The organism is Pseudomonas sp. JE3303 (assembly GCF_056312565.1).
Genome location: NZ_JBWGIF010000002.1, coordinates 189,470 through 203,705 on the forward strand (window position 1 = coordinate 189,470; position 14,236 = coordinate 203,705).

11 protein-coding genes and 1 pseudogene are annotated in these 14,236 nt (G+C 63.4%); 1 reads left to right on the forward strand and 11 read right to left on the reverse strand.

Features of this window, described 5'->3' with window-relative positions; all coding sequences use genetic code 11:
• Window positions 1-50 precede the first annotated feature (50 nt).
• The 6 genes from AC0ZZU_RS04315 to arcD (AC0ZZU_RS04340) all read right to left on the reverse strand — a co-directional run bounded on the left by AC0ZZU_RS04315 (window position 51) and on the right by arcD (AC0ZZU_RS04340) (window position 6,782).
• Complete coding sequence (locus AC0ZZU_RS04315; protein ID WP_476339314.1) at window positions 51-1,559, reverse strand: sigma-54-dependent transcriptional regulator; 1,509 nt, start codon at window positions 1,557-1,559, stop codon at window positions 51-53.
• 95 nt (window positions 1,560-1,654) lie between these two features.
• Window positions 1,655-2,014: a DUF5064 family protein gene (locus AC0ZZU_RS04320; RefSeq protein WP_476339315.1), complete on the reverse strand. Its 360-nt coding sequence runs from the start codon at window positions 2,012-2,014 to the stop codon at window positions 1,655-1,657.
• A 27-nt stretch (window positions 2,015-2,041) separates the two neighbouring features.
• Entirely contained in the window at window positions 2,042-2,977 is a 936-nt protein-coding gene (arcC, locus tag AC0ZZU_RS04325; RefSeq protein ID WP_476339316.1) for a carbamate kinase, read from the reverse strand.
• A gap of 66 nt (window positions 2,978-3,043) precedes the next feature.
• Complete coding sequence (locus AC0ZZU_RS04330; protein ID WP_476339317.1) at window positions 3,044-4,054, reverse strand: ornithine carbamoyltransferase; 1,011 nt, start codon at window positions 4,052-4,054, stop codon at window positions 3,044-3,046.
• Window positions 4,055-4,064: 10 nt separating this feature from the next.
• Complete coding sequence (gene arcA, locus AC0ZZU_RS04335) at window positions 4,065-5,321, reverse strand: arginine deiminase (protein WP_476339318.1); 1,257 nt, start codon at window positions 5,319-5,321, stop codon at window positions 4,065-4,067.
• Between the two features lie 33 nt (window positions 5,322-5,354).
• Window positions 5,355-6,782: an arginine-ornithine antiporter gene (gene arcD / locus AC0ZZU_RS04340; RefSeq protein ID WP_476339319.1), complete on the reverse strand. Its 1,428-nt coding sequence runs from the start codon at window positions 6,780-6,782 to the stop codon at window positions 5,355-5,357.
• Between the two features lie 422 nt (window positions 6,783-7,204).
• Here arcD (AC0ZZU_RS04340) and arcD (AC0ZZU_RS04345) point away from each other — a divergent pair, with 422 nt between their 5' ends.
• Window positions 7,205-8,632 (forward strand): arginine-ornithine antiporter, encoded by a 1,428-nt coding sequence (gene arcD / locus AC0ZZU_RS04345; RefSeq protein WP_476339320.1) that lies wholly within the window; start codon window positions 7,205-7,207, stop codon window positions 8,630-8,632.
• A 12-nt stretch (window positions 8,633-8,644) separates the two neighbouring features.
• Here arcD (AC0ZZU_RS04345) and AC0ZZU_RS04350 read toward each other — a convergent pair whose 3' ends face one another.
• The 5 genes and pseudogenes from AC0ZZU_RS04350 to AC0ZZU_RS04370 all read right to left on the reverse strand — a co-directional run bounded on the left by AC0ZZU_RS04350 (window position 8,645) and on the right by AC0ZZU_RS04370 (window position 14,200).
• Window positions 8,645-9,064 (reverse strand): YbaN family protein, encoded by a 420-nt coding sequence (locus tag AC0ZZU_RS04350; RefSeq protein WP_476339321.1) that lies wholly within the window; start codon window positions 9,062-9,064, stop codon window positions 8,645-8,647.
• A gap of 56 nt (window positions 9,065-9,120) precedes the next feature.
• Window positions 9,121-9,714 (reverse strand): biliverdin-producing heme oxygenase, encoded by a 594-nt coding sequence (locus AC0ZZU_RS04355; RefSeq protein ID WP_476339322.1) that lies wholly within the window; start codon window positions 9,712-9,714, stop codon window positions 9,121-9,123.
• A gap of 202 nt (window positions 9,715-9,916) precedes the next feature.
• Window positions 9,917-12,513 (reverse strand): annotated as a pseudogene (locus AC0ZZU_RS04360) (TonB-dependent receptor).
• 117 nt (window positions 12,514-12,630) lie between these two features.
• A complete protein-coding gene (locus tag AC0ZZU_RS04365) occupies window positions 12,631-13,593 on the reverse strand; it encodes a FecR family protein (protein ID WP_476339323.1) in 963 nt (320 codons plus the stop codon).
• Between the two features lie 94 nt (window positions 13,594-13,687).
• On the reverse strand, window positions 13,688-14,200 hold the full coding sequence (locus AC0ZZU_RS04370) for an RNA polymerase sigma factor (RefSeq protein ID WP_476339324.1): 513 nt from the start codon (window positions 14,198-14,200) through the stop codon (window positions 13,688-13,690).
• Window positions 14,201-14,236: the final 36 nt, after the last annotated feature.

The window sequence follows — 14,236 nt, forward strand, 5'->3', positions numbered from 1 at the left end:
CCACTCCGTATCGAAATCAATACGATGTATTGATTTCGATACGTGTTCGCTCAGGATTTTGACGAGATGCCGTATTTGCGCAGACGATGGGCGATCGCGGAGTGCGATGTCTGCAGGCGGCCGGCCAATTGCCGCGTCGAGGGATAGCTCAAGTAGAGCCGTTGCAGCAGCTCGCGCTCGAAGCTTTCCACCGCCAGTTCGAGACTGGACACTTCGCCATCCTGGCCACGCGCTACCGACGTACCGGCGATATCCAGGTCGCCGATATCCACCAGGTTGGTCTCGCAGATGGCGGCGGCGCGGAAGATCACGTTCTGCAACTGGCGCACATTGCCCGGCCATGGATTGCCCAGCAGGGCTGAGTGCACGCCCGGCGCCAGGCGGCAGAGCGGGCGCTGGATCTGCGTGCAGGCCTGCTGCATGAACCGGTGGGCCAGCAGCAGGATGTCCTGGCCGCGTTCGCGCAGGGGCGGGACCTGCAGGTTCAGTACGTTCAGGCGGTAGAACAGGTCTTCGCGGAAAGTGCCTTCGGCGACCATTTTCTCCAGGTCACGGTGGGTGGCGCTGAGGATGCGCACATCCACCTTGACCTCGCGGTCGCCGCCCACCCGGCGAAAGCTGCCATCGCTGAGAAAGCGCAACAGCTTGGCCTGCAGGTACGGCGACATCTCGCCAATCTCGTCGAGGAATACCGTGCCCTGGTTGGCCAGCTCCATCAGCCCCGGCTTGCCGCCGCGCTGGGCACCGGTGAAGGCGCCCGGGGCATAGCCGAACAGCTCGCTCTCGGCCAGGCTCTCTGGCAGCGCCGCGCAGTTCAATGCCAAAAAGGGCGCGGCATGGCGGCTGCTGATGGCATGGCAGGCACGGGCGACCAGTTCCTTGCCGGTGCCGGTTTCGCCATGGATCAGCAGCGGTGCATCGAGCGCGGCGACGCGCAGGGCGCGAGCCTTCAAGGTACGGATGGCCGGCGATTCGCCCAGCAGCGAGTCGAAGCCTTCGGCGTGATCGTGGTGCAGCGCCGACAGCCGTTCGCCCATGCGGTTGGGCGGATACAGGGTCAGCAGCCCCCCTGCGTTGGTGATCGGCGTGGCGTCGAGCAGCAGGCTCTGGCCGTTGAGCTGCATCTCGCGCATCGGCAGGTGGAAACCATTGTCACGCAGCGCCTGCAGCAGCCCTGGGTCGGCGAACAGCTCGCCCACCGAGCGCCCCGCCGACTCCCGCCCGCACAGGGCGATCAATGCCGGGTTGGCCAGCAGCACCGTGCCGGCGCTGTCCACGGCCAGCACCGGATCGCTCATGGCCGCGAGCAAGGCATCGAGTTGCAGGTGACGGCGCTGGCCGGGCAGGATGTCGACCACCTCCACCGACTGCACGCCCTGGACGTCGAACAGCGCATCGTGCAGTTCTTCGAGCACCGCCGGGCTCAGGGTGGGCGCGTCGATGTAGACGTTGGGCGGCACCATTTCGACGGCGTCCAGGTTGAGGTTGCGCGCGCCGAGCAGCGCCAGTACTTCCTGGGTAATGCCGACTCGGTCGATGAAGCTGACGTGGATGCGCATGGGATAGCGGGCGGTCCGGGGAAAGAGCGCAAGTATGCCTTGGAATACCACCCGTACAAACACCGCCCCCACAAAACCGAGCCAGGTGTTCGGCTTTATTCCAGGTGCTCTGGCTTCACCGGGTCGCCGGACTTGACGTCGAGCTGCTTGCGCACGTCCTCGAACATCTCGTCGTAGTACTTGTGCATCGAACCAATGCTGGCGGTCTTGGGCAGGCCGTATTTCTGGGCGATGCGGGTGGCGTGGCGGGCGAAGTCGAAGGCCTGGTCCTTGGCTAGGAAGAAGCTTTCGTCGACGTCCTTGTTCTCCACCGAGCCATGCAGGCGAAACTGCATGCCTTTGCCCTCCTTGGGATCCTGGAGGACTTCATAGTCGATGCACAGGTTGTAGCTATGGTCGCCCTTGCTCAGCGCATGGCGCTCGATGTGCAGGTGTCCGGGTTCGAACTGGGCCATGATGCATTCTCCGCAAGTTGAACAGGCTCAACGGTAACTGATACCGGCCCGGGCAGTATTGATCCGAGTGCCAGCGGTGCCCTTGACGATCTCTTCGATGTCCGGCAGTGAGCCGATCACCGCGACCTTGCCGGTGTTGCGGGCAAAGCCACAGGCTGCCTGCACCTTGGGCCCCATGGAACCGGCCGCGAAGCCGAGTTTTTCCAGCTCGTCCGGGTGAGCCTGGGCAATGGCCTTCTGGCTGGGCTTGCCATAGTCGATGAAGGCGGCGTTGACGTCGGTGGCGATCACCAGCAGGTCGGCGTCGAGCTGCTCGGCCAGCAGAGCGGAGCAGAGGTCCTTGTCGATCACCGCCTCGATGCCTTGCAGGGTCCGCTTGCGCTCAGGATCGTACATGGTCGGGATGCCACCGCCGCCCGCGCAGATCACCACGCTGCCCTTTTCCAGCAGCCAGGTGATCGGCCGGATTTCGAAAATGCGTCGCGGTTTGGGACTGGCAACCACGCGGCGGTACTTGTCACCGTCGGGCTTGACCACCCAGCCTTTTTCCTTGGCCAGGCGCTCGGCCTCTTCCTTGGCATAGACCGGGCCGATGAACTTGGTCGGGTCCTTGAAGGCCGGATCGTTGGCGTCCACCTCGACCTGGGTCAGCAGGGTGGCGAAGGGCACTTCGAACGCGAGGAGGTTGCCCAGCTCCTGTTCGATCATGTAGCCGATCATGCCTTCGGTCTCGGCGCCGAGCACGTCCAGCGGATAGGCCTCTTCGGGTTTATAGGACTGCGCCTGCAGCGACAGCAGGCCCACCTGGGGACCATTGCCGTGGGCGATGACCAGCTCGTTGCCGGGATGGATCCTGGCGATCTGTTCGCAGGCGACACGGATATTGGCCCGCTGGTTCTCGGCCGTCATCGGCTCGCCGCGGCGCAGCAGGGCGTTGCCACCCAAAGCTACAACGATACGCATGGTGAATGTCCTTCAGAAGTTGAGGGCTCCCACAGGGTTTGAAATCGCTCCCGGCGACGGCTGTAGTCAAAGATCCGCCAGCGTCGACACCAGGATCGCCTTGATCGTGTGCATGCGGTTTTCCGCCTGCTCGAAGGCAATACAGGCGGGTGACTCGAACACCTCGTCGGTCACTTCGATGCCATTGGCCAGGTTCGGGTACTGCTCGGCAATCTGCTTGCCCACCTTGGTCTCGGCATTGTGGAACGCCGGCAGGCAGTGCATGAACTTGGTCCTGGGGTTGCCACTGGCCTTCATCAGGTCTGCATTCACCTGGTAGGGCAGCAGCTGCTGGATGCGTTCGCCCCAGGCCTCGACGGGCTCGCCCATCGACACCCAGACGTCTGTGTGAATGAAGTCCACGTCCTTGACCGCCGCTCTCGGGTCTTCTGTCAGGGTTATGCGGGCGCCGCTTTCCTCGGCGTATGTGTTGCAGCGCTTGACCAGGTCGTCGTGGGGCCACAATGCCTTGGGCGCGGCAATGCGTACGTCCATGCCGAGCTTGGCGCCGATCAGCAGCAGCGAGTTGCCCATGTTGTTGCGTGCGTCGCCAAGGTAGGCGTAGCTGATGTCGTGCAGCGGCTTGTCGCTGTGCTCACGCATGGTCAGCACGTCGGCGATCATCTGGGTAGGGTGGTATTCGTCCGTCAGCCCGTTGAACACCGGGACACCTGCGTACTTGGCCAGCTCTTCGACGATCTCCTGCTTGAACCCACGGTACTCGATCGCGTCGTACATGCGCCCCAGCACCCGGGCAGTGTCCTTCATGCTCTCCTTGTGACCGATCTGCGACGAGCCGGGATCGATGTAGGTGACGTTGGCGCCCTGGTCATAGGCAGCCACCTCGAAGGCGCAGCGGGTGCGGGTCGAGGTCTTCTCGAAGATCAGGGCAATGTTGTTGCCCTTGAGGTGTTGCTGCTCGGTGCCGGTGTACTTGGCCCGCTTCAGGTCCCGGGACAGGTCCAGCAGGTAGCGCAGCTCACGGTTGGTGTGGTGTTCGAGAGTGAGCAGGTTTCGGTTGTGAATGTTGAACGCCATGATGGCTCTCCTAGTAGTCGATCGGGTCGCGGACAATCGGGCAGGTCATGCAGTGGCCGCCGCCACGTCCGCGCCCGAGTTCACCGGCGCTGATGGTGATGACCTCGATCCCGGCCTTGCGCAGCAGGGTATTGGTGTAGGTATTGCGGTCGTAGCCGATGACCACGCCCGGCTCCACTGCCACCACGTTGTTGCCGTCGTCCCATTGCTCGCGCTCGGCGGCGAAACTGTTGCCGCCGGTTTCCACCACGCGCAGCTGTGTAAGCCCGAGCACCTCGGCGACCACTTCGATGAACGGCTTGTGCTCGCGGCGCACATCGATGCCGTAGGGCTTGCTCTCGTCGGGACGGATGATGAAGGGCACGATCTCGCGGACCACTTCGGGGAAGACCGTGACCAGGTCGCGGTCGCAGAAGCTGAACACGGTGTCCAGGTGCATGGCCGCGCGGGACTTGGGCAGGCCGGCAACCACCACTTTTTCCACCGCCCCCTTGGCGAACAATGACTGTGCGAGTTGGCCGATCGCCTGGCGCGAGGTCCGCTCGCCCATGCCGATCAGCACCACGCCATTGCCGATCGGCATGACGTCACCGCCTTCGAGCGTGGCCTGGCCGTGATCCTTGTCGGGGTCGCCGTACCAGACCTCGAATTCGGCCTGGGTGAACTGCGGGTGAAACTTGTAGATGGCGCTGGTGAGCAGGGTTTCCTGGCGCCGCGCTGGCCAGTACATGGGGTTGAGCGTCACGCCACCGTAGATCCAGCAGGTGGTGTCGCGGGTAAATTGGGTGTTCGGCAGGGGTGGCAGGATAAAGCTGGAATGGCCGAGATAGTCGTTGTACATCTTGACCACTTCGGCGCCCTCGCTGACGGGCAGGTCCTGGCCGGCCACGCCGCCGATCAGAAACTCCGCCAGATGGCGCGGCGGCAAGCCTTCGAGCCAGCTGCGCACCTCGTTGGTGAGGCCGACGCCGACGGTGTCCGGGGTGATCTTCCGGTCGAGGATCCACTTGAGCGCATCGGGATGCTGCACGGTCTCGGTCAGCAGGTTGTGCATCTCCAGCACGTCGATGCCACGCTCGCGCATCTTGGTGACAAAGTCGAAATGGTCGCGCTTGGCCTGGTTGACCCAGATCACGTCATCGAACAGCAGCTCGTCGCAGTTGCTCGGGGTAAGGCGCTGGTGAGCGAGCCCCGGCGAGCAGACCATCACCTTGCGCAGCTTTCCGGCTTCGGAGTGCACGCCGTACTTCACTTTTTCCGCGGACATGGTTCTTTCCTCCAATGTGCGTGAAACAAAGGATCACAGGGTCAGGAAACCGTCATACAGGCCGTAGGCCGCCACCAGGGCGCCGAGCACGACGCCAGCGAAGATCAGCTTCTCCACGGGGGTGAACACCGGTTGTCCAAGCTCGCGCTTGGCCTTGGCGAACAGGATGGCGCCCGGGGCATAGAGCAGGGCCGACAGCAGCAGGTACTTGACGCCGCCGGCGTACAGCAGCCACACCGCGTAGACCAGCGCGACGCCAGCGATGAACAGGTCCTTGCGCCGCTCGGCGAAGGCCGTTTCATAGGTTTCGCCACGTACCGCCAACAGCACCGCATAACCGGCCGACCACAGGTATGGCACCAGGATCATCGAGGTGGCGAGGTAGATCAATGACAGGTAGGTGCTGTTGGAGAACAGCGTGATCACCAGGAATATCTGCACCATGGCGTTGGTCAGCCACAGGGCATTGGACGGCACCTGGTTGGCGTTCTCGCGGCGCAGGAACTCCGGCATGGTGTGGTCCTTTGCGGCGGCGAAGATGATCTCCGCGCACAGCAGCACCCATGACAGCAGCGCACCGAGCAGCGAGATGATCAGCCCGACGCTGATCAATACCGCGCCCCATTGGCCGACCACATGTTCCAGCACCGCCGCCATCGACGGGTTCTGCAGCCCGGCCAGTTCCGGCTGGGTCATGACCCCCAGCGACAGCACGTTGACCAGCACCAGGAACAGCAGCACGGTGATGAAACCAATGACCGTGGCCTTGCCCACGTCGGAGCGCTTTTCGGCGCGCGAGGAGAAGATGCTCGCACCCTCGATGCCGATGAACACCCATACGGTGACCAGCATCATGTTGCGCACCTGGTTCATCACGCTGCCCAGTTCCGGCGTGCCCACTGCCCAGATATCGGCGGTGAAGATATCGAGCCGGAAGGCGAAGGCGCAGATCAGTGCGAACAGGACAAGCGGCACCACCTTGGCGATGGTGGTGACCAGGTTGATGAACGCTGCTTCCTTGATGCCTCGCAACACCAGGAAGTGCACGCCCCAGAGCAGCAGCGAGGCGCCGATCACCGCCACGAGGGTATTGCCTTGGCCAAACACCGGGAAGAAGTAGCCCAGCGTGCTGAACAGCAGCACGAAGTAGCCGACGTTGCCCAGCCAGGCGCTGATCCAGTACCCCCAGGCCGATGAGAAACCCATGTAGTCGCCGAAACCCGCCTTGGCGTAGGCGTAGACACCGCCATCCAGGTCAGGCTTGCGGTTGGCCAGTGTCTGGAACACGAAGGCCAGGGTCAGCATGCCAACTGCGGTGATAGCCCAGCCGATCAGCACCGCGCCAACGCCCGCGCTGGCCGCCATGTTCTGCGGCAGCGAGAATATTCCGCCACCAATCATCGAACCGACGACAAGTGCAACCAGTGCACCCAACTTCAGTTTTCCGGGAGAGTCAGACATTGGTTAACTCCATGCCAGGAGAGTGTTGACGCCAGAGTAGATCCGACGCTTTGGTCATTCGCTGAGTTGAATCAGTTCACGACGTCATGAAGGGGGCTTCATGAAACTCCCGGAGAGTGCCGACAGCAGTGCTGCAAGCCATAGGGGCTGGCATCTCCACATCTTTTCGGAGTAGACGCTCCGTGTGGCCTGCGAGCTTTGAAGCTAGTAGTTTTTTAAGGTTTCGCAACTTTTTGCCGACAAAAGTCCTTTTGAACGGCCTTTGTAAACTCGGCCACAATTGTCTGCTGGATGAAGTTGCGCCCATAGATAAGTCGGCTATTAGAAAGTAGTTCTTTAATTTCTCCAGTTGATAAGAAGTGCGCGGAAGTTGGACGCAGCAGATCGTTTTTTAGAGGCGGCATACCTGCAGGGGGAGGCTCATGAACACGTCTGGACAAAAGCTGCGTCTCGGTGCGCTTATCGCCCTGGTAGTCGGGTCGATGATCGGTGGTGGGATCTTTTCATTGCCGCAGAATATGGCGGCGCGGGCCGATGCCGGCGCGGTGCTGATCGGCTGGGGCATCACAGCGGTGGGCATGCTGGCGCTCGCCTTCGTGTTCCAGACCCTCGCCAACCGCAAGCCCGAGCTCGACTCCGGAGTGTATGCCTACGCCAAGGCAGGCTTCGGCGAATACATGGGTTTTTCGTCGGCCTGGGGCTACTGGATCAGCGCCTGGCTGGGCAACGTCGGTTACTTCGTCCTGCTGTTCAGCACCCTGGGCTTCTACTATCCGTTGTTTGGCGAGGGCAACACGCCCTTGGCCATCGGCTGCGCCTCGGTGCTGCTGTGGTCTGTGCACTTCGTCGTACTGCGGGGCATCAGGGAGGCGGCGTTCATCAACCTGGTGACCACCATCGCCAAGGTGGTGCCGCTGCTGATCTTCATCGTCATTGCCGCCTTCGCCTTTCGCGCCGATATCTTCACCCGGGATATCTGGGGGCTGAGCAACCCCACGTTCGGTAGCGTGCTGGAACAGGTGCGCAACATGATGCTGGTGACAGTGTTCGTGTTCATCGGCATCGAGGGGGCCAGCGTATATTCGGGGCGCGCGGAGCGGCGCTCGGATGTCGGCAAAGCCACGGTGATCGGGTTTCTCGGCGTGCTCGCCTTGCTGGTACTGGTCAACGTGTTGTCGTTGGGAGTCATGACCCAGCCGGAGCTGGCGGGGCTGCCGAACCCCTCGCTGGCCTCGGTGCTCGAGCATATCGTCGGGCCGTGGGGCGCCTTGCTGATCAGTGTCGGGCTTGGCGTGTCGCTGTTGGGCGCGTTGCTGTCCTGGGCGCTGCTGTGCGCCGAAATCCTCTTCGCCACGGCCAAGGACAAGACCATGCCGCGTTTTCTCACCCGCGAGAACGCCAACCACGTGCCGGTGAATGCGCTGTGGCTGACCAACAGCATGATCCAGGGTTTCCTGCTGATTACCCTGGTTTCGGCCGGCACCTACACCAGCCTCATCTACCTGGCGTCATCGATGATCCTGGTGCCGTATTTCTGGTCGGCCGCCTATGCCGTGTTGCTGGCGATGCGTGGCGAGGACTATGCCGGGCAGCCCGGCGCACGGCGCAAGGACCTGCTGGTGGCGGGGATCGCACTGATCTATGCGCTGTGGCTGCTGTATGCCGGCGGGCTCAAGTACTTGCTGCTCTCGGCGTTGCTCTATGCGCCTGGGGTGATCCTGTTCGCCCGGGCAAAGCGGGAGCGGGGTGAGGCGTTGTTCACAAGGTGGGAAAAAATGATCTTCGCTGCGGTGTTGGCAGGGGCGGGGGTGGCGGCGTATGGATTGTATTCGGGTATGTTGCGGTTATAGGCCCACTGCAGCTCATGCCTGCTGCTGCAGTTCGGCAGGGCGGGCGGCGGGTATTCGCTCGGGACGCGACCAGATCCACAGGTTGCCCATGGCCATGCCGCCGATTGCCAGGAACACCGGCCAGCGGTGGTCGAGAAACATCAGCATCACGCCCGCACAGAACAGCATGCTCAACGTGGCGCTGACCTTGGCGCGGCGCTGGATGATCTTGCCGTTGCGCCAGTTGTGCAGGATCGGCCCGAACAGCCTGTGGTGCTCGAGCCAGGCGCTCAGACGCGGCGAGCTGCGCGTCGCGGCCCAGGCGGCAAGAAGGATGAATTCGGTGGTGGGCAGTCCTGGAATGACGATGGCGACAAGGCCTGTCCCCAGGCTGACATAGGCCAGCAGAGCGAACAGCAGACGGGACAGTTTGGAGGCGGCTGGTCGGGTCATGGGCTCTTTGACAGGTTGTTCAGGGTCGGCCGCCCAAAGGGACGGCCGCACGAGTATCAGGCAAGCTCGGCGTTCGCAGCGTAGGCATGCTTGAGCAGCTCGGTGAACCGCTCGAAGGCGGCCACCGCACCCTGTTCGGCAGCGGCGTGCTCCTCGGGGTTCAACTCCAGGCTGTCGAGAATGCGGGTGAACTGCTTCCAGCCCTCGGCGCGGCCACCGGCCGGTTCGCCCAGGTGGCGCGCACCGAAGCTGTCCGACAGGCCCAGGCCGACGGCACGCTTGATCAGGAACGCAGCGCCCAGTTTGGAGCCTTCGGAGACGAAGATCCAGCCCAGCGCCTCACCCAGGCTGGGGTTTTGAAGAGCGCCAGACACGGCGGAGGGCACATCGGTGTCCAGGTCGGCGAGGTCCAGGCGGGCCTGTTCGGCCCGGCAACGCTGGGCCAGGTCAGGGACGATGGCGATCAGCCGCGGGTCGGTGTACAGCGCCTGCAGTTCGGCCTGGAACAGGTACTGGGCGACCACGAACCGGGCAAAGCTTTCGCGGGTATCGAACGGCGCGTGAGACTTGACCAAGGCATCCAGTTCGCTGTGCGGGGCGTGGGTCAGCTGGTTAAGGCGCTGTGAGCGCAGGGGAGTGGGGGTCGGCATGATCGGTCCTTGGAAAATGGTCGGGTCTAGTAACGAGACGAAGGAGGGTAGGGGGGGCAGTAAAAAATGTGGGGGACGGGTTGGGGGTGTGATGCCTACCAGGTGCTTGTCTCGGGTTTTGCAGCGCCGCACAAATCGAGCGCCGCGTGCGCTTGGGGCCCTGTGGCGCCCGCTTCGCGCGGGCGCCAAACATCTCAAGGCGTCAGATATCCCACACCACGTTCACCGCGAAATTGCGCCCTGGCATGGTCAGGCGGTCGAGGTTGGCGGGCTGGGTCACACCGGCCTCCCCCTGGCCGTCGTAGCCGCGTACCGAGTCCCACTGCCAGTATTTCTTGTCGGTGAGGTTGTAGAGGCCGGCGTTGACGGTGATGCCGTCAGTCACCTGGTAATAGCCGGTCAGGTCGAGCACGCCATAACCAGGGGTGCGGAACTGGCTGCTGCTGCCGTCAGGCGCGAAGAAGGTGGTGTCGTCGACACGGTCCTTGCGCTTGACCAGGGTCCAGCTCAGCAGGCCGCCGTAGTGCTGCTGCTCATAGCCCAGTCCGACCACGGCGGTCAGCGGGTTGACGGTATTCAGCGGCTGGCCATTGTCATCGTTGCGGCCGTGGGCGTAGGCGATCGAGCCCTGGGTATACAGGCCCTGCGGCGCACCGAAATGGTCGAGATTCAGGCGGCCCTTGAACTCGGCACCCTTGATGGTGGCGTGCTTGATGTTGTTGGCCCGGAAGGTCGGTTCGAGATTGGCCGATTGCACGGCGTCCTCGTCGATGAAGTCGCGGTATCTGTTGTAGAACACCGCTACGTCGAAGTTGCCGGCGTCGAAATTGCCGCGCAGGCCCGTCTCGTACGTCTTGCTCTTTTCCGGCTCAAGCCCTGGATTGCCCTCGACGCGGTAATCGACGGTCGGGTTCTCGAAGCGTCCGTACATCGATTTGGCGGTCGGGGTGCGGAAGCCTTCGGCGTACTGGCCGTATCCGGTGTAGTGGTCATTGAATGCGTAGGTCACGCCGAGCTTGGGCGAGACGCGGTGCCATTTCTTGTCCGAGTCGTCGATGTCGGTGACAGTGCCCGAAGTACCCTGCAGCCCCCGCAGGAACTCGTCGGTCATCTTCGGCTCCAGGCGCGTGTAGTCGTAGCGCGCGCCTGGCAGGAAGGTCCAGTCGTTCCAGCGGATCTCGTCCTGCGCGAACAGGCTGTAGGTGTTGATGGTCGGGTCCGGGAAGTCGCTGACCAGGGCCTGGCCGTCCCGGACGCTGTCCTGGCCGATGGCCGTGCAGGTGCCACCAACGTTGAGGCAGGTGCCGATGCCGCTGCGCGAACCGGTCACCTTCTCGTGCTTCAACGTGGTGCCGTAGGTCAGCAGGTGGTCGGTTGAACCGAGGGTGAAGGCTTTGTCCAGCTGCGCATCGAAGACCCAAAGGCGATCCTTGTACGTGGTCTGGCGATCACGCTGTACCTGCCTGCCCGAGGCTACGTAGAGTTCCTCGGTGCGCTGGTCGGTCTTGGCAATCTGGTAGTTGAGGCTCCACTTCACGTTGTCTGCAAGCAGGCTGTCGAGGGCCAGTTCGTGGTTGATACCGAAACGCTCGCGGGTGACGGTGTCATTACCTGTCCGCATGCGGTAGGAGTTCGTGCCACCGAAGCCGGGAATGAACGGCCCGCCCACCGCACTCAACAGATTCTGGTCACGATCATCCTTGTAGCGCTCATAGGTGAAACCCAGACGCGCATCCTCGGCGTAGTTCCAGCCAAGCTTGGCCAGCACGTTGGTGGTGCGCGCATCCGCAGGGTTCGCCTCGGTTCGCGACAAGCCGTCGCCGCTGTGCTCACCGTAGGATTCGGTCTCGTGGCCGTTGCGCTGGCTCAGGTGCAGCAGGCCGTCGAAGTCGCCCTGGCGGCCAGCGACGGTGGCGGAGGTCAGCCAGCTTTCATCGGCCGAGCTATAGCCCGTTTTGAGACGTGCACCCACATCCTTCCCAGGCTTGATGATGTCCTCCGGGTCGAGGGTGAAATAGCTCACCGCACCGCCGATGGCGTTGCTGCCGTAGAGCACCGATGCCGGGCCCCGCAGGATTCCACGCGCTTGACGATTTCCGGGTCGACGTAGTTGCGCTGGGTCTGGGCGTAGGGGCCGTAGAAGAAACTGTCGGGAATGGCCACTCCATCGACCTGGGTGAGCACGCGCTCGCCGTCGATGCCGCGGATGTTGTAGCCGTTCAGGCCGCTGCGCTGGCCCGTGCCGCCGACCGATACACCCGGCTCGTAGCGCACCAGCTCCTGGATCGTGTTGACGTTCTGGCGGTCGAGCTGTTCGCGGGTCTGCACCGACACGGTGCTCGGTACCTGGCTGACGTCCTGGGCGCTGCGGGTAGCGCTGACGGTGACCTGCTGCAAGGCGATGGTGCTGCCGGCCAGCTGGCGTTCCAGCACCACATTGCCATTGCCGATCATGCGATAACCCAGTCCCGTGCCCTGCAACAGTCGACCCAGGGCCCGCTCCGGTGCCAGCGAACCCTGTACGCCCGGCGATGACACGCCCTGGGCGAGGCCGGCAGGGAAGCCGACCTGCCAGCCCGTGACCTGGGTGAAGGCATTGACGGCCTCCACCAGCGGCCGTTGAGTGATTGCAAAACGGTAATCCCCCATCCGCGGGCTGCTTGCCTGGGCGGGCTCGGCAGCCAGTGCCGGCAAGCTGAACGCGCTGCTGGCGAGCAGCGCCAGCGTCAGCAGGGACAAGGTGCAACGCTGGCTCGGACGGTCGATGGAAGGGGACTGGCGGGTTGTACCTGTTGGCATCGGCGGGGGCTCCCTGTCGCGCTCTGTTATAGGTAATGACTGATCAAAAACGAGAATCAGTTGCATTGGCTATAACGAGACGAGCGGGGTACCGCGATCGCGTAAAAAAACTTCAGGTCAGTTGAGGATGACCACGGCGGGGTACTCGTGCAGTTGCGCCGAGGTGATGTTGGCCAGTGCGCGCAGGGTCTCCAGCGGCTGGTCGAGGCGGTAGTTGCCGGTGACCGCCACCTGATCGAGATGCGCATTGCGGTTGATGATCCAGCCGGGGTAGTAACGCCGCACTTCGGCCAGTACCTGGCTCAACGGACAATTCTCGAATACCAGGCGGCCGTCGACCCAGGCCAGGTCCTTGCTCGCGTCCACGCGACCGCGCGCACTGAAACCCTGGGGTCCGATGCTGATGCTGTCGCCCGCGCTCAGGCGGATGCGCTGGTCGCTGGACGAGCGCAGGTCAACATCGCCGCGGCGCACCCGCACCTGGGCTTCGCCATCGAGATAGCGCACGGCAAAGTCGGTGTCGCGCACCTCGGCGCGCACCGGCCCGGCTTCCACTGCAAGCGGCCGTTGGCTGCCCCCGGCGACTTCGAAATACGCCTCGCCTTGCAACAGGCGCGCAGTACGCTGTTCGCCCTTGAGATCGCTGGCAAACGCCGAATCGGTGTTGAGCAGCACCTTGGAGCCGTCTTCCAGTTGCAGGCGCTGCCGCTCTCCAACCACAGTCAGGTGATCGGCCTGCAGGCGCACCGGCAGGTTGCCGAAAGTGAATAGCCCCACGAGCAGCACTGCGGCGGTGGCCAAGGGTTTCCAATGGCTGCGCAGTCGCCCGCGGGCCGAGGCGCGGCGGCGCTGCTCAAGGTGCTGGGCGCCATGGCGCAGCGACGTGCCGTTCCACAAGGCTTCAGCCTCGACATACGCGCTGGCGTTGGCCGGGTCTGCCTCGAGCCAGGCTTCGAAGGCCATGGTGTCGCAGGCATCGGCGCATTGCAGGCGGATCAGCCAGTCCAGCGCCTCGTCCATGGCCCGGGCGCGGGCGTCAGGCCCGGCAGGTGAAGGGCGAGGGGCGGAGCGTTGGGTCACGGGGGATCCTTGCGAGGGGTGTTTTTTCCGAAATCATCAAGGCTGCGCCAGGGCAAGGCAAGCGTTTTGCCACACCATGTGTCGGGCGGTCGCATCACCTGAGGCGCTCGGCCACTCCCAGGCAGATCGCCATGATCAGCTTCAGTTCCTTCTGCACCGTACTGGCCGAGACCTTCAGTTGATCCGCGATTTCCAGGTAGCTTGCGCCATGCAGGCGGCTGAGGATGAAGATGCGCTGCTGGCGCGGACTCAGCTGGCCAAGGCTGACGCTCAGGTGCTTGAGCAGTTGTTCGGCATGCGCGGCATCTTCGCTGCTGCCCAGGGGCGCCGCCACGTTGTGCAGCACCTGCTCGGGCACATCGTCGAGCAACGTGCGGGCCTGCACGCGGCGCGCGCGCAGGTGGTCCAGCGCCAGGTTGCGCGCGGTCTGGAATACGAACGGCTCCAGGTGCTCGACCGGCCGCTCGCCCAGGGCCCGGGTGACGCGCAGGTAGGTTTCCTGCAGCAGGTCCTCGGCCGTGCTGGGATTGTCGACCATGCGCTGCAGCGTGCGCAGCAGGCTGAGACGCTGGTTGATGAAGACTGTGTCGAACCGGGACTGACTCACGAGGATACCTGACCTAGGGCAAGCGAATGATAATGC